Below are 15,535 nucleotides of genomic sequence, written 5' to 3' on the forward strand. Positions count from 1 at the left end.
GCAGACCTTCGGCCTGCTTGGCGAATAAATTCGCCCCTACAGGAGGTCATGCCCCCACAAAGGGGTCAGGCGACCCGCCCCAGATTCACCACCAACGGCCAGCTCACCCGGCGGGTGCTGGCCGGGTCACCCCAGGCTTGCGCGAATCGCTCGCGCAGCAGGTCGAGCGGGTTGGTGCCGTGGGTCGTCTGGTAAGTCGCCAGCGCCGACCAGCTTTCGAGGTAACCCAACAGCCGCGCCAGGTCCCACTCGGTATCCAGGGTGAAGGGCGGCACCTCGATGCGCTCGAAGGGGAACGGCAAGGTGCGGTAGCCCTGCTCCACATGCTTGCGCTCTTCGGCCCAGTAGCTGCCGAGGATGTCGCTGTAGAGATGACTGACCAATGCATCCACTTCGGGCGTGATCGTCGTGAGGTTGTACGAGATCACCGCCAGCAATCCGCCCGGCCGACTCACGCGGCGCACTTCCGCGTAGAAACGCTCCAGGTCGAACCAGTGCAGCGCTTGCGCCACCAGGGTCAGGGAGACACTGGCGTCTGCCAGCGAAGTCTGCTCCGCCGGCTCGCAGCGATAGTCGATATTGGCCGCCGGCTCGGCCTTGGCCAGTTGCGGCGCGCTCACATCGGTCCCCACCACCCGCTGGAAATGCCGCGCGAGGTCGACGGTCGCCTGGCCGGAACCGCAGCCGCAGTCCCAGGCCAGGGAAAGGTCCGGCGCCTGCTGGCTGAGCCAGGTGATCAGGGCGGGGTCATAGGTGGGACGATTGGCGCGGTAGGCGTCGGAGTTGCGGGTGAAGAGCGCGCTGGTGTCGGACATGGCAGGAAATCCGCTTCGGGTCGCTGGGGTTGCCAGCATAGCGCGCGGTCAAGCCACCCTGCGACGGTTTACCCGCCCTCCCTCACCCCCGGCCCCTCTCCCAGAGGGAGAGGGGAGCAAAGCGCACAGGCACCGAGTGCCTGTGCACCTCCTGTGGGGGCGATTTCAATCGCTGAGCAGGCCGAAGGCCTGCCTTGAGTAACTCCAGGGGGCAGCTGCGCTGCCCTTAGCGAATGAATTCGCCCCCACAAATGACTGGGATTGCATTGTCATTTCACGATGGCCAGCTCGAAGGAGCCCTGGTCTGCGTGCTCGTGCACCTGCATCCCCGCTTCGCTCAGGGCCAGGTCCTGCAGCGGGCGCTTGAAGGGTTTGTTGTCCAGGGTCTGCAGGCTGCGGTCTTCATCGGTGGTCAGCAGCAGCACATAGCGTTCGCCCTGGTTGGCGCGGACCTGCACCGTGCCTTCGATGAATGCATAGCGGTACCAGGTTTCGCCGTGGAGCTGGTAGACCGCATCGCTCACCAATCGCGTGGGCCTCTTGGCCTCATCGAGGAACAGCAGCGAGGGATAGACCACCTGGCGATTGGCGAAGCTGCGGATGCGCAGTCCGTAACTGTGCTGGGAGCGCGGCAGCTTGAGGGCGCTGTAGTAGCTGCGGCCCATGGGGAAGTCGAAGCTTGGCGAGAGGTTGTTCAGCTCCTCATAACGCGGCTCTTCGACCGAGACTTCGGTGAAGGCGGCATCCGCCAACTGGCCACAGCAGCGGTCCACCAGGCTCTGGTAAAGCGCCTTGCCCTGCTCTTCGCTGCCCTCCAGCAGGGCCTTCATGGCGGCGGTGGGCTGCCCGTCCAATGAGGGCAACAGCGCGGCTTTGCGCTTGAATTCCATCTCGCGGGCTTCGGTATAGGCGATGGGACCGGGGCGCGCGTCATCTCCATCCGTCTCCTTGCCTCGCGCCGGCACCGGTGAGTTGTGGGTGCGGCCCTGCTCGTCGACCCAGGTGAAGTACTCCGGCCCCTGTTCCGGGCGGGAGTAGCCACGGCCTTCGAGGACGTCCGAGTCGACGTATTCCTCGGAGCGCTGCCCGTTGGGCAGCACGAAGTCGCGCTGTCCCGAATCCACCTGACCGGCCGCGTAGAAGCTGTTCTGCAGGTTGCCGCTGGCATCCACCCAGGTGAAATAGCGCCGTTTGCTTTCGCCGGCCTTCGCGCTGCCGGGCCACTGGGCGTCGTCGCTGTCCTTCAGGCGTGCCTGGTCGCTCTGGACGACGCGCCGGGCCGCCTGACGCTGCTGCTCGCTGTAGCGGCTGTCGACGAAGGTGTTGTGGACCCGGCCCTGATCGTCGATCCAGGTCAGGTAGCGGCCGCTGCTGGCCTGGGCGGTGCCGGCGAGGGACAGGGCGATGAGCAGGATGGGCGCTTTCATCAGAAGGTCGTCTGGTAGGTCAGGGCCAGGATGTACGCCTTCACCGAAGTCGAGACGTTCTGGCCGGCGTAAGGGTTGTAGACCAGGTTGTCGATACCGCTGCAGTTGAGGTTGCAGCTGGTGTCGGCCTTGGTGCTCTGCTTGGTGGTGAAGTAGTTGAAGCCGATGTCGATGTTAGTGTCCTTGTCCCAGCGGTACCCCAGGCCCAGGCCGTACAGGTGGGCGTCGCCGATGGGTGCGAGCACATCGGCCTTGTCGTCCGGGATGGCCGAGGGGCGCCACTCGTAGCCGGCGCGCACGGCCAGGCGGTCGGTCCACTGGTACTGCATGCCGAGTGCCCAGCTCCAAGTGTCGCGGTAGCCACGGTCGAGGATGATGCTGCGGTCGGTGGCATTGCCGCCGCCGAAGTTCTTGGCGATGCGCAGCAGGTCCAGCTCGCGGTCGAATTCGATCTCGAATTCGTTCCAGTCGCTATAGCCGCTCCACTTCAGGTCGAAGTTGAACTGCCAGCGGTCGAAGGGGACGATCTTGATTCCGGTGGAGAAGTTGTCCGGGTAGGTCATGTCCAGAGACGCGTTCCCCATCTCTTCGTCGACGTTGCCGAGGGGAAATAGCGGGCTCAACACCTGACCGAACAGCGAGGACTGCATGCCGGACCAGAAGCCCTGCCAGTCCTTGCTGTAGTCGACCCGGTACTTGCCCTGCAGGTGCATGCGCGCCTCGCTCTGGTAGGTGGCGCCCCAGGCGAACCAGTCGGTGGGTTCCCAGAGGAAGCCGATGTTCCAGGTGGGCGACAGCGACTGCTGAAGGTCCAGGTCCATGTTGGCCAGCGTGTCGAACGGGCCGATCTTGCCGCCGCAGACGTTGATGATCCCGGAGACGACTTCGCCCATCCCCGGCAGGCAGAGGAACTCGTTGAACAGCCGGGTCAGACCGGTCAGGAAGCCGGGGTTGCGGAAGTCCTGGTTGAGTGCCATCGCCTGGTGGGAGAAGCCGATGGACAGGCCCACCGCCAGCTCGTCGTTCATCTGGTAGCCCACTGAGGGCGAGAAGTAGGTGATGCGCTGCAAGGCGACTTCACGCCCCTGGTAGCGCGCCGGATCGCTGTCGGAATCCCGCGAGTAACCCAGTGCCATGGGCGCGTAGACGTTGGTGGCGAAGGTGAACTTGGAGCCCGGCGGGTTGATCGAGAGCCCCGCCAGCGGTGCGAACAGCACCGGCACTTCGGTCATGCCGCCCATGCCCGGCAGGTACATGGCCGGGGTCAGGGTGCGGCTGCTGGAGTTCGCCACGGGGTCATCGTCGTAACCGAGGAAACCGTAGTCCTCGGGGGCTTCGAACTTGGCGCGGATATCCATCACGCCGGTGAGGAACTTCACCGTGGTCTGGCGGCCCTTGAGCTTGGTCAGTGCGGCCGGGTTGTAGTGCACCGCGTCGATCCCGGAGGAATCGGCGGTAATGGCATTGGCCATGGCCATCGCCTTGGGGTTGCCGATGGTCAGGTCGTTGGCCAGCTGGGCCTGGGCCAGGCCCGCCCAGCACAGGCCGACCCCGGCGATCGCCCGCGCAAGCGGCGAAAGGTGCGTGCTCATGAGGTGATCTCTCGCCGGTTACTGGGCCTTGAGGCCTTTGATGTCGAGGGGTACGGAGAGCCCCAGGAGTACGTCCGGCGAGTCCTCGGTCATGCCGAAGCCGGCGTTGACGTTGATGATGTAGTCCGGCGACGTTCGCAGGCCGAGGGAGAAGTTCATGATCGAACTGGTCTGTTCGGTGCCCTCCAGGTTGGCGGTCTCGAACTTGTAGGTCGGCTTGGTCGTGTAGGCCATCTGGTAGGAGGTGGCCAGGGACACATCGTAGGAGAGCGCATAGGCGAAGCCCATGCTGAAGTTGAGGGTGTCGCCCGGTTCCACGTCTTCCAGGATGCGCCCGCCGCGCATCTGGTGGATGTCATGCACCGGCAGGTTGTAGGTGTAACCCACCGAACCGAACAGCACGACCGGATCAATCACGTAGGACATGTTGGCGCCGACGCCCAGGCTGTAGTAGCCGTTGCCGGTGGACAGGTCGTTCTCGGAGTTGATGTCGTACGGGCTTTCCCCGGTGGGCAGGCCCAGGGTGGCAAAGAGCGTGGTGACCGGACGGCCGCGGGTCGAGGCCCAGGGCTGCCAGCGCAGGGAAGCGGAAATGTCGCCGAGGCTGTAGACGTTCAGGTCGCGTTCGGTGTCGTACTTGGCGACGAAGGGCAGGCGCACGCTGAAGGTCAGGTTGTCCCACACCCCGTAGTCGAAGGTGAAGGAGTTGGTGAAGGTGTGCTGGGCCTCGCTCTGACTGAGCACGCTGTAGACGTTGCTGCCGGTGCGGAAGGTTTCGATCTGGGTATCGCGCACCAGCGAATAGTCGAAACCGTAGGTGAGCGTGCGCTCGCCTTTCTTGAGCAGCGTGTAGCTCTTCTCGGAGGCCTGGAACACCTCTTCCAGCGCCTTGGCGCTGTCGGCGTCGTCTTCCTTTTTGCTCAGCGCGTCACGCGCCTCGTCAACCGAGCTCTCCTCGGCCTGCAGCGGCAGACTGGTACAAAGCACCAGCATGGCCAGCCATGCGTATTCCCTTGGTCCCATGGTGCTATCCCCAGGTCTTTCTTGTTATGAGCGGGTGTCACTTGCGACGGATGTAGCGGATATCGCCCCCCGAACCCAGTTCGTCGATTTCGTTCTGGGTGAACTTGGTGATCTGCGGAAACTCCTTGAACGCCAGCAGGCTGACGATGCGGTCGTCCACCAGGCGCAGGTCGCGCTCGGTGAGGGCCATGGCGTTTTGCGGCTCGTTGCCCGAGGGAAAGATCACGAAGAGGACGTTCTGGTCCCAGATTTCTTCGAAACGGGCACGGGTGAAACTGATGTTGCCGAGAGCGGGGTCCGCGACGAATACGTGGTCGTTGTAGACGTCGCGCACCACCACGAAATGCTTGAAGCCGCCGTAGTGGATCGGAACGATGGCCGGGTGTTCCAGGGCGTCGAGATCGCCGAACTCGGCACGGAAGCCGCCACTCTTGTAGCCCAGGGCGCCGACGAAGCGCTTCATGTCCAGCAGCGAAAAGCCACGGCGCTCGACGATCTTGTCGGCTTCGCCGTAGCGCAGCAGGCCTTCCATCACCTGGCGTTCTTCCAGGTTGCGGCCCAGGTAATAGTCCAGCAACGAGGTCAGCGCGGCGGAACCGCAGCTGTAGTCGTAGGCCTGGCGGATGACGTTACGGAATTGAAGCTGGCTCATCGGCTCGACGACCGCCGTTTCACGGTACGGGCCATTGGGCGAGAGCGGCTGGCTGATGTTCACCGCGCCTTGCGGTTGCGGCTTGGTGTCCACCGTCTGGGTGAAGCCGAACAGACCGAGCAAACTGCCAATCAGGATTTCGATCATTGCCGTTCCGACTACTCGACTCTTCTCGCGGAGAAGGCCCCGCCGACCGGGTCGGCGAGGCTTTCCGGGTTACAGGATCAACGCAGCTGTCAGTGACCCCAGACCTTCAGGGTGGAGCCGGACATGTTCATGTTGTTGACGGCCAGCGAGCCGATGCTGGCAGCACTGGAATCGCCGACGCGGATGGCGCCAACCGAGAGCTGGCCGGTGATGGACGGCAGGCTGATCTGCAGCTTGTCGCTGCCACCAGCGCCACCGTCGATCACGTCGATCTTCAGCGGGTCGCTGTCAAGGATGTCGAAGCCGGTGAAGGACACGGTTTCCAGACGCAGGGTACCGGCGGTGGTGGTGCTGCCGGAGGTTTCGGAGTCGGTGTAGACGATGCTGCCGATGGAACCGTTGAAGCTACCGGAGATGCTGATGCCGTCCTGACCGGTCACACCGGACAGAGCGGAGTCGTCCATGGCCTTGAGGTCGGCCTGGGCCATGAACGGAGCAGCGAGCACAGCAGCGGCCAGAGCCAGTTGTTTGAAGCTTTTCATTCTTTTTATCTCCAAAGTTCACAGGTGGGTTGCCCCCGGGGCCTGCCGTCGACTCCTGTCATCGGCAGTTGGACCGGCTGACGCCGATCTCCTGGCCGGACGCTGCTTCCTTAGTCGCATCCGGCGAGGATTCGTGAAGCACCATGCTTCTCGACCTGGGAACAAAACTACTGAGCCCCTCCCCCGCTGCCAGCCCATCCAAGGGATGGAGGGGCGGTGGGACTCCCACCTCAGGCCTCGCTCAACAGGCCCAGGCTCTTGCCTTTCAACACGGCCTGGGTACGGCTGCGCACCCCCAACTTGGCGAACAGGTTGTGCAGATGCCACTTGATGGTGGCCTCTGACAGATGCACCGCCTGGGCGATATCGCGGTTGGAAAGACCCGCCGCGACATACCGCAGAATTTCCCGCTCTCGATGGCTAACATCTTGATTTTCATCGAAAGTTTCTGGATCGACGGCCAGCCGGCGGCATTGCTCGCGCAGGCTTTCGGCCACGCCTTGCCAGGCGCCGGCGCGCTTCGGTTCGGCCGCACGCCAGGCATCCCAGAGCGGTAGCAGCCAGAGCGCATCGTCCTGGAACAGCCGGCGGTAACCACGGTTCCAGGCCTCTTCCAGGGTGTTCTGGAACAGGGAGAAGGCCTTCTCGCTGTTACCTTTGCGCCAGTACGCCACAGAAAGTAACAGCGACAGGCGCAGGCGACGGTCGCGTTGGTGCTCATCCTGTTGCCGTGCGAGGCAATTCTCCAGGCTCGCCTGGGCGCGCTCGGGACGGCGTTCGGTCAGCGCCAGGCGCGCTTCGGTCAGGGCCAGCACCGTGTGCGCATCGGAGTAGCGCGCCAGCGGCAGCACCGCGAGGTGCTGCTGCAGTTGCAGGCAGATGCGCTCGGCTTCATTGGGCCGGCGCAGCCAGAGCAGGAACTGCACCTTGCAGGCCATGCCGTGGGCGAAGACCCGTTCGTAGCCCGCGCCCTGCAGGCCAGCCAACCATTCGTCGAGCTGGACCAGCGCCTGCTCCGGCTCACCGGCGAAAAAGCGCGCCCGCGCCATCACCAACTGGCCGCGGCTGATCAGCTCCACGGGTGTCGCCACATCGCGCCAGGTGGTGGCCAGGGGCAATTCGGCGAGGATCGCGGCTTGGCGATCCTGCTCATAAAGAAGGTCGGCATAGGCCAGGGCCAGCGGCCCGCCTACCCGGCTGCGCCGGCCGAACACCCGTTCCACTCGGGCTCGGGCGGTTTCGGCGATGGCGCGGCCGCGTTCAAGCTCGCCGCTCTCCTTGCAGATCAGCGACTCGATCAGGCTGGTCATGACGTGCAGGTATTCGCTGTCCACCAACTTCAGGTTGTCGCGGGCAACGGCGATGGCCTTGGCGGCTTCACCGAATTCGCCCATCAGCGCATAGGCCGCCGCTTGCACGCAGGCCAGGCTGGCACGGAATACCGGCTGGTTGTCCGGCACCATGGCGAGCCACTGACGGGCGACCTTGAGGCAGGCTTCCAGTTTGTCCTGATAGAGCATCACCAGGGCCTTGAGCACCTGTGAGGCAGCCAGCAGTTCGCCGAGGCCAAAGTGGATCACCTTGCCGCGCCCCTGCAGCAGGCGCGTGCTGACTTCCTCTATCAGCGCCTCGGACTCCGCAAAGCGCTGTTCGAATGCCAGCTGCCAGGCATAGAAGATCTGGAACACCGGGTGTTCGCGGATGACCTCGGCGGGCACACCCTTGAGCATCGAAAGGATGCCATAGACGCGGTTGCCGGCGATCAGCCGTGCGCCCTGACGCTCCAGCATCTGGGCGGCGAAGGCGAAATCCCGGCCACGCAGGGCGTACTTGATGGCCCGATCCGGCATGTCGTGCCCTTCGCACCAGCGCGCCGCCGCATGCAGCAAGGTTGCCGAATCGGTCTGGCGTGCCAGACGGCCCTGGAGGAATTCGGCGAACAGATGGTGATAGCGGAACCACTCGCCCTGCTCGTCCAGGGGAATGATGAAGAGCTGCTCGCGCTGCAGGCGCATCAGCATGTCGAGTCCGTCGCGGCGACCAGTCAGCGCATTGCAGAGGTCGGCGCAGAACTCGTCGAGCACCGAGGTCTGGTCAAGGAACTGCTGCAAGGGTTGCGGCAGGCTTTCGAGCACGTCTTCGGTCAGGTAGTCGGCGATATTGCGCTCGGTGCCACTGAGGCTGGCGAGGAACGCCGCGCGGTCGGGATGCCGGGTGAGCGCCAGGCTCGCCAGGTGCAGGGCGGTGATCCAGCCCTCGGTGCGGGTGTGCAGCTGGCGCACTTCGTCGCCGGACAGCGTCAGCTGGCGCACCTCGCGGAAATAGGCATCGGTTTCGTCGAGGCTCAAACGCAGGTCCTCGGCTTTCAGCAACAGCGACTCCCTCTCACTGAACAACAGCCGCGGCGTGAAACGGGTGCTGCTGACCAGGTGGACATTGGCCGGCAGGTTCTCGATCAGGTAACGCGCGCCCTGGTCGAGGGCCGCATGACGGATGCGGTGGAAGTCGTCGAGCATGAGGTACAGGTCACCCTCGATGCGCTTCAGGTCGCCGACGAAGGCATCGATCACCGCCTCGATCGGCCAGTTCACATCACCCTGTAGCAGGCCGACGGTATTGCCGCCGAAGCCGGGCAATGTGGTATCCACCGCTGCGACCAGGTATTGCAGCAGACGCTGCGGCTCGCTGTCGGTCTCATCGCAGGACAACCAGGCGACGTGCGCGCCATCGGCCTGGAGGTGTTGGCGGAACAGGCTGAGCACAGTGCTCTTGCCGAACCCGGCCGGAGCGCTGAGGACCAATACGCGGCGGTTCCGTGCACCCTGCAGGCGCTGGATCAGGGCGCGGCGCGGCAGCACCGGTCGGCCACCGGCATCGGCCGGGAACAGCTTGGTGCGCAGCAAGGGAATCTGGTGCGGGCGTGACAGGCAGAGGTCGGTCATGATTCGAGCAGCCCCAGCTCGCGGGCACGCCGGATCGCCTGGGTCCGGTTACGCACCTTGAGCTTTTCGTAGATGTTGTGCAGGTGCCATTTGACAGTCCCCAGCGCCAGGGCCAGTTGCTGTCCGATCTCTTCGTTGGACATGCCCTTGGCGGCCAGGCAGACCACCTCGCGCTCGCGGTCGGTGAGCCCTTCTTCGAGCACATCCAGGGATTTGCGAGCGTCGTTGCCAGGCCAGGACGCCAGCAGGTCGCGAATGAAACCTTGCAGGGCCGGATGACGCTCGGCCGCTTCCAGTTGCTGGAGCAGTTGGCGGATGGCCTCGCCCTCTTCTATGAACAGGCTGCGCACACCTTCCCGCTCGGCACTGAGCAGGCACTGCACCAGCAGGCTCTGGGCACGTTCCTGATAGCCCAGGCGCTGGTAGCTGAGGGCTGCCAGCAGGTCCAGGCGCAGGCGTTGCAGACCGTGCCAGTTGGGCTGGAGCTTGCTGCGCAGCTGGGTGATCTCGTGCAGGGCTTCGCTGAAGTGGCCACGCGCCTGCTGCAGGCGCACGCGGATCAGCCCCTGCATCCAGAGCGCCGAGTTGGCGCCGTGCTGAGTGCCGCCATTGGCCAGCTTGTTCCAGTCCACGCCCTTGAAGCGTTGCTCGGCGCGCTTGATGCGGTCGGTGCCCGGCTCCTGGAGCATCAGCGAGATTTCGTCAGCCACTGCCCGCGCGTAGAAGCGCCAGGACTGGTTGCGCGCGGCGAGGTTCTGCATCAGCACCAGGGTCGCCTGCGCTTCCTTGGGCTTGTCCTGCATGCGCTGGATGCGCGCGAGGAAGAGCATGCCCTGGGCATAGATGTCGATCGGCCGGATGACGTCGATGTGGGTCAGCGCGGCGCCGAGACGCTCCTCCAACCCATCGAGGCGACCCTGCTGGTAGGCGATCAGGGACTCGACAATGACCGGCAGCGCCATGGCGCGGGACTTCTCCCCCAGATGAGGAATGACTTGCGCGCGCATCTGGTCGAAGAGCATCTGTGCCTGCCGCACCTGGCCCTGCTCCAGGGCGAGGAGGATTTCGACGTTGGCCAGCTGCATGTCCAGGTAACGGCCTTGGAGGAAATGGTTGCGCTGCTGGGCCAGGGACAGCAGGCGCCGCGCCTGGTCCGGCTGGGCCAGGGTCACCAGCGCCATGGCGCCGATCACCAGGATGGCGACTTCGAGGAAGGCCTGGTTGCGCCCGAGCTGCGCCTCCACCTTGCGGGCGATGGTGACGCAGAGTTCGAGGTCGTCCTTCTGCAGGGCGAGGGCCGCCTTCACCGCCAGGGTGGCCAGGTACTTGTCGCTGATCTGCGCTTCGGCGCGGGTGCCGCCCCAGCGTGCCAGCAACTCGTCGAGCATCTGGTTGGCTTCCGGCAAGGCCATCTCGGTTGCGCGGTTCCAGACATCCGCCAGGATCAGGGTCGGGTAACGCGCCGCGATGTCGTCCGGCACCTTCTGCCGCCAGCGGTAGATCTTGTTCAACTGTCCGCGGTTGATCAGCTCCAGGCCGCAGCCATCCACCAGCGCAGCCAGCATGTCCGGGTCCTCGGCCAGGCTGGCGTGCTCGATCGCGAGGTTCTGCATGTGGTGGTTGGTGAACCAGAGGCTGGCGTTGAAGTGCAGTTGCTTCAGGCGTTCCGGATCATGGGTCTTGAGACGGCCACGCAGGAAATCGGCGAACAGGTGGTGGAAGCGGTACCACTGGCGCTCGCGATCCAGTGGCAGGAGGAACAGCTGCATGGTTTCCAACCGTTCCAGCAAGGCCTGCCCGTCCTGACGTCCGGTCAGCGCGTTGGCCAGGTCGCCACTGAGCTGGCTGGCGACACCGAGGGCCAGCAGGGCGTCCTGCAGATCGACAGACAGCTGTTCGAAAACACTGGCGAGCAGGTATTGGCCCACGGTGGCCTGGTCACTGCCCAGGCATTCCATCTGCTCGGTGGCTTGCGGCTGGTGACGCAGCCACAGGCTCGCCAGCTGGACCCCAATTGCCCACCCTTCGGTATGGCTATGCAGGGCGGCCAGTACGGCATCATCCAGTTGCAGGCCGGTACGGGCCAGGTAATCGCGGGTTTCCTCGACGGACAGGCGCAACTCGTCGAGCCCGATCTCCAGCAACCAGCCCTTGGCCCGCAAGGTGGCCAGGCTCAGCGGCGGCAGGGAGCGGCTGCCGACGGCCAGGGTGAAGCTGGCGGGGGCCAGGCGCACCAGGCGGCCGAGGGCGGTGAAAAGTTCCGGGTCCTTGAGCTGGTGCAAGTCGTCCAGCACCAGCAGGAGCGGGCCATTGTGCCGGGCGAGGTCCACCAGAAGGCTTTCCAGCACGGCGTTGACCGGCACCTGCATGGTGTTGTGCAGATAGCCCCGGGCGTAGTCGCCGACTCCGGGCACGGCTTCGCCGAGGGTCTTGATCAATTGCTGGAAGAATCGCGCGGGGTCGTCATCCTCGGTCTCCAGGGAGAACCAGGCCACCGCGCTGCCGGCGGCTCGACGCTGCTCGGCCAGGGCCGCGAGGGCGGTGGTCTTGCCGAACCCGGCGGGGGCCGAGAACAGCAGGAGACGTGCATGAGGATGGGCGGCCAGTGCCGCCTGAACCTGGGGTCTGGGCAGATAATCGGCAGATGCCTGGGGTGTCACGAGTTTGGAGCGCTGGCGGCTACCGGCTGCGGGGTTGAGAACTGCGTCCACTGCCTGAATCCCTGTGTCGTTATCGTTGTGGTTCGGAGGTACATCTCCGTGGGATTGGTACATAAGTATCAGAATGCTTTTCCTACGTAAACGTCAGAAAAGGCTCTAGGATCGCCACTACAGGCAGACTAGAATCCGCTCCTGCATTCAGCCCCTGCCGCCCCCATGCCTGACTGTCATTTACACGCCCTTCCCTACCAGGAATCTCCCTGCGAACGCTTCGCCCGCATCCGCCAGGCGCCTGGCGCCGTGCTGCTGGACGCTGGCCGCCCGGTCGCCGAGCGTGGACGCTATGACCTATTCAGCGCCTGGCCATTGGCAGCATTTGCAGCATCTCCGGGCGAATCGGCCAACGACTTCGCCCAGCGCCTGCGGAAGGCTCTGGCCAGCCTCGGCGAGGCGAGCCTGCCCGCTGGAATCGAGTTGCCGTTCGTCGGCGGCCTGATCGGTTACCTGTCCTATGACTTCGGTCGCAGGGTGGAACAACTGCCGGAACAAGCCGTCGACGACCTGAATTTGCCGGACGCCCGACTCGGCCTCTATGCCTGGGCGCTGGTCAGCGATCACCAGTTGCGCACCAGCCAACTGGTGTTCCATCCGAGCCTCGCGCAAGCCGAGCGCGCTCGCCTGATTGCCCTGTTCAACGAGCCTGCCGAACCGGCAACCACCCCGTTCCACCTGCAGGCGCCCTTCCGCGCCAACCTGGACCAGGACCAGTACCGCAACGCCATCGAACGGGTGCAGGCCTATATCCAGGCCGGCGACTGTTATCAGGTGAATTTCACCCAGCGCTTCCAGGCTCCTTGCGAAGGCGATCCGTGGTCGGCCTACCAGGCATTGCGCGCGGCTTGCCCGACGCCATTCGCTGGCTATCAGGCGCTAGACGATGGCGGCGCCATCCTCAGCCTGTCGCCGGAGCGCTTCATCAAGGTCAGCCAGGGCATGGTGGAAACCCGCCCGATCAAGGGCACCCGACCGCGCGGGCAGACGCCGGCGGAAGACCGCGCACAGGCGGAGGAACTGCTGGCCAGCCGCAAGGACCGCGCCGAGAACCTGATGATCGTCGACCTGCTGCGCAACGACCTGGGGCGCAGCTGCGCCATAGGCTCGGTGAAGGTGCCGGAGCTGTTCGCCCTGGAGAGCTATCCCAACGTGCACCACCTGGTGAGCGCCATCACCGGCCGCCTGGCCGACGACAAGGACGCGCTGGACCTGGTTACCGGCAGCTTCCCCGGCGGTTCCATCACCGGCGCGCCGAAGATCCGCGCCATGCAGATCATCGACGAGCTGGAGCCCACGCGACGCGCAATCTACTGCGGCTCGCTGCTCTACCTGGATGTTCGCGGCGAGCTGGACAGCTCCATCGCCATCCGCACCGTGCTGGTGAAGGACGGACAGGCCAGCTGTTGGGGCGGCGGCGGCATCGTCGCCGACTCCGACTGGCAGGAGGAGTACCTCGAGTCCATCACCAAGGTGAAGGTGCTGATGCAGACGTTGGAGGGGATGAACTCCTGACTCTGGGACAGTAGGTCTTTGTAGGGGCGAATTCATTCGCCAAGGTCGGCGAAGCTGACCCCTGGACGTCCACAGGGCAGACCTGCGGCCTGCTTGGCGATTGAAATCGCCCCTACAGGGTTCAGCCCGCGAGCAAAAAAAAGCCCGCTTTCGCGGGCTTTTTCATGGGCGGGGTTCAGAGGCTCAACGGGCGGTTGGAAGCCTTGATGAACTCGCGTTTGAGGTCTTCGTAGGTATGCACCGCCGGGAACTGCGGGAACTCGCGGATCACGTTTTCCGGCGCATGGAACAGGATGCCAGCATGAGCTTCGCTGAGCATGGTGGTGTCGTTGTAGGAGTCGCCAGCCGCGATTACGCGGTAGTAGAGGCTCTTGAAGGCGAGCACGGACTGGCGCTTCGGGTCCTTCTGGCGCAGTTGGTAATCCACTACGCGATCGGTCTCGTCGGTGATCAGGCGGTGGCACAGCAGCGTCGGGAAGCCCAATTGGCGCATCAGCGGCTGGGAGAACTCGTAGAAGGTGTCGGAGAGGATGACGACCTGGAAGCGCTCACGCAGCCAGTCGACGAATTCGACGGCGCCTTCCAGCGGCTTCAGGGTGGCGATCACTTCCTGGATATCGGAAAGCTTCAGGCCGTGCTCGTCGAGGATGCGCAGGCGCTGCTTCATCAGCACGTCGTAGTCCGGGATGTCCCGGGTGGTCGCCTTCAGCGCTTCGATTCCGGTTTTTTCCGCGAAAGCGATCCAGATTTCCGGAACCAGTACACCTTCAAGGTCGAGACAGGCGATTTCCACGAGCAAATTCCCCGCATTGGCTTTTGATTGGAGGCGGCACTCTAACGACTCGACCGGGACCGTGCAACGCGGCACTTATACCCAAACATCACAGTGGTACTTCCTGTTGGTTATTTAGGGGCATAACTCCCCCTTTGTTAATATGCGCGCCATAGAGCGCGCCCAGCGCCACCCCTAAAAGGAAGCCTGCCTGATGAGCCACCCCTTCGACGTCGCCGAACTGGCGACGGCCTACGCCAGCAAGTCCCCCCAGGACATTCTCAAGCTCGCCTTCGAGCATTTCGGCGACGACCTGTGGATTTCCTTCAGTGGCGCCGAGGACGTCGTCCTGGTCGACATGGCCTGGAAGCTGAACAAGAACGTCAAGGTGTTCAGCCTGGATACCGGCCGCCTGCATCCGGAAACCTACCGCTTCATCGAGCAGGTCCGTGAGCACTACGGCATCGCCATCGAGATACTGTCGCCGGACCCGCGCCTGCTGGAACCCTTGGTCAAGGAAAAGGGCCTGTTCAGCTTCTTCAAGGACGGCCATGGTGAATGCTGCGGCATCCGCAAGATCGAACCGCTGCGCCGCAAGCTCTCCACTGTGACGGCCTGGGCCACCGGCCAACGCCGCGACCAGAGCCCGGGCACCCGTTCCCAGGTGGCCATGCTGGAAGTGGATAGCGCCTTCTCCACTCCGGATAAACCGCTGTACAAGTTCAACCCGCTGGCGCAGATGAGCAGCGAAGAAGTCTGGGCCTACATCCGCATGCTGGAGATCCCCTACAACCCGCTGCACGAGCGCGGTTTCATCAGCATCGGCTGCGAGCCTTGCACGCGTCCGGTGCTGCCGAACCAGCATGAACGCGAAGGCCGCTGGTGGTGGGAGGAAGCCACCCAGAAGGAATGCGGCCTGCACGCCGGCAACCTGATCAGCAAGGCCTGAGCCATGCGCATCACCCTGGTCAAGAAAGTCCTCGCCGATGGCCAGGATTGCCGCAAATGCCGGGATGTGATGGAACGCCTGGAGCGCGGCGGCCACCTGCAGCGGATCGACCGTATCCTGGTGGCCGACGAGCGCAACCCGGGCAGCGCCGGCTGGATGGCGGCGCAGCACTACGGTGTGGACACCGCGCCGTTCTTCGTGGTGCGACATGATGACGGCCGCGAACAGGTTTACACCGTGTTCCTGGCCTTCCTGCGCGATGTGCTGCAAGCCTCCGCCTCCGATCAATCGTCGTAGGTTGCAGCCCAACCTACGAGAGCTCTCGGAATGCCGGTAGGTTGTGGGAGAGCGAAGCGAAACCCAACAGCTCCCAGCCTCATGATTCACAGGCACCGCCCATAAAAAAGGTTCTTCGCGGAGTCTGGGGAAAGAGCGAGTTGACAGTCAG

12 protein-coding genes are annotated in these 15,535 nt (G+C 64.2%); 3 read left to right on the forward strand and 9 right to left on the reverse strand.

Annotation, left to right across the window (positions count from 1 at the left end; translation table 11 throughout):
• Nucleotides 1–65: 65 nt before the first annotated feature.
• From MnOB_RS21550 to MnOB_RS21585, 8 genes are all read right to left on the reverse strand, one after another.
• A complete protein-coding gene (locus tag MnOB_RS21550) occupies nt 66–815 on the reverse strand; it encodes a class I SAM-dependent methyltransferase (RefSeq protein ID WP_077526266.1) in 750 nt (249 codons plus the stop codon).
• A 269-nt stretch (nt 816–1,084) separates the two neighbouring features.
• Entirely contained in the window at nt 1,085–2,242 is a 1,158-nt protein-coding gene (locus tag MnOB_RS21555) for a MalM family protein (RefSeq protein WP_077526267.1), read from the reverse strand.
• Complete coding sequence (locus tag MnOB_RS21560; RefSeq protein WP_077526268.1) at nt 2,242–3,834, reverse strand: outer membrane protein transport protein; 1,593 nt, start codon at nt 3,832–3,834, stop codon at nt 2,242–2,244. Before MnOB_RS21560 ends, MnOB_RS21555 begins: the two co-directional genes overlap by 1 nt.
• 18 nt (nt 3,835–3,852) lie before the next feature.
• Complete coding sequence (locus tag MnOB_RS21565; RefSeq protein WP_077526269.1) at nt 3,853–4,857, reverse strand: transporter family protein; 1,005 nt, start codon at nt 4,855–4,857, stop codon at nt 3,853–3,855.
• Between the two features lie 37 nt (nt 4,858–4,894).
• Nucleotides 4,895–5,656, reverse strand: coding sequence for a C39 family peptidase (locus MnOB_RS21570; protein ID WP_077526270.1), 762 nt, complete (start codon nt 5,654–5,656; stop codon nt 4,895–4,897).
• An 89-nt stretch (nt 5,657–5,745) separates the two neighbouring features.
• On the reverse strand, nt 5,746–6,198 hold the full coding sequence (locus tag MnOB_RS21575; protein WP_077526271.1) for a DUF6160 family protein: 453 nt from the start codon (nt 6,196–6,198) through the stop codon (nt 5,746–5,748).
• Between the two features lie 230 nt (nt 6,199–6,428).
• Complete coding sequence (locus MnOB_RS21580; RefSeq protein WP_077526272.1) at nt 6,429–9,140, reverse strand: helix-turn-helix transcriptional regulator; 2,712 nt, start codon at nt 9,138–9,140, stop codon at nt 6,429–6,431.
• Nucleotides 9,137–11,851, reverse strand: coding sequence for a winged helix-turn-helix domain-containing protein (locus MnOB_RS21585; RefSeq protein ID WP_234358311.1), 2,715 nt, complete (start codon nt 11,849–11,851; stop codon nt 9,137–9,139). Before MnOB_RS21585 ends, MnOB_RS21580 begins: the two co-directional genes overlap by 4 nt.
• A 165-nt stretch (nt 11,852–12,016) precedes the next feature.
• On the opposite strand from MnOB_RS21585, the gene pabB reads away from it, so the two are divergent.
• Entirely contained in the window at nt 12,017–13,366 is a 1,350-nt protein-coding gene (gene pabB, locus MnOB_RS21590; protein ID WP_077526274.1) for an aminodeoxychorismate synthase component I, read from the forward strand.
• 175 nt (nt 13,367–13,541) lie between these two features.
• Here pabB and thrH read toward each other — a convergent pair whose 3' ends face one another.
• The gene (gene thrH / locus MnOB_RS21595) at nt 13,542–14,159 is read right to left on the reverse strand and encodes a bifunctional phosphoserine phosphatase/homoserine phosphotransferase ThrH (RefSeq protein ID WP_077526275.1); all 618 of its coding nucleotides are present in this window, start codon (nt 14,157–14,159) and stop codon (nt 13,542–13,544) included.
• Nucleotides 14,160–14,352: 193 nt separating this feature from the next.
• On the opposite strand from thrH, the gene MnOB_RS21600 reads away from it, so the two are divergent.
• Both MnOB_RS21600 and MnOB_RS21605 read left to right on the forward strand, forming a co-directional pair.
• Nucleotides 14,353–15,087, forward strand: coding sequence for a phosphoadenylyl-sulfate reductase (locus tag MnOB_RS21600; RefSeq protein WP_077526276.1), 735 nt, complete (start codon nt 14,353–14,355; stop codon nt 15,085–15,087).
• A gap of 3 nt (nt 15,088–15,090) precedes the next feature.
• Nucleotides 15,091–15,384 (forward strand): hypothetical protein, encoded by a 294-nt coding sequence (locus tag MnOB_RS21605; protein ID WP_077526277.1) that lies wholly within the window; start codon nt 15,091–15,093, stop codon nt 15,382–15,384.
• Nucleotides 15,385–15,535: the final 151 nt, after the last annotated feature.

The sequence above is a fragment of the Metapseudomonas resinovorans genome, assembly GCF_002003485.1.
Classification (GTDB): Bacteria; Pseudomonadota; Gammaproteobacteria; order Pseudomonadales; family Pseudomonadaceae; genus Metapseudomonas; species Metapseudomonas resinovorans_D.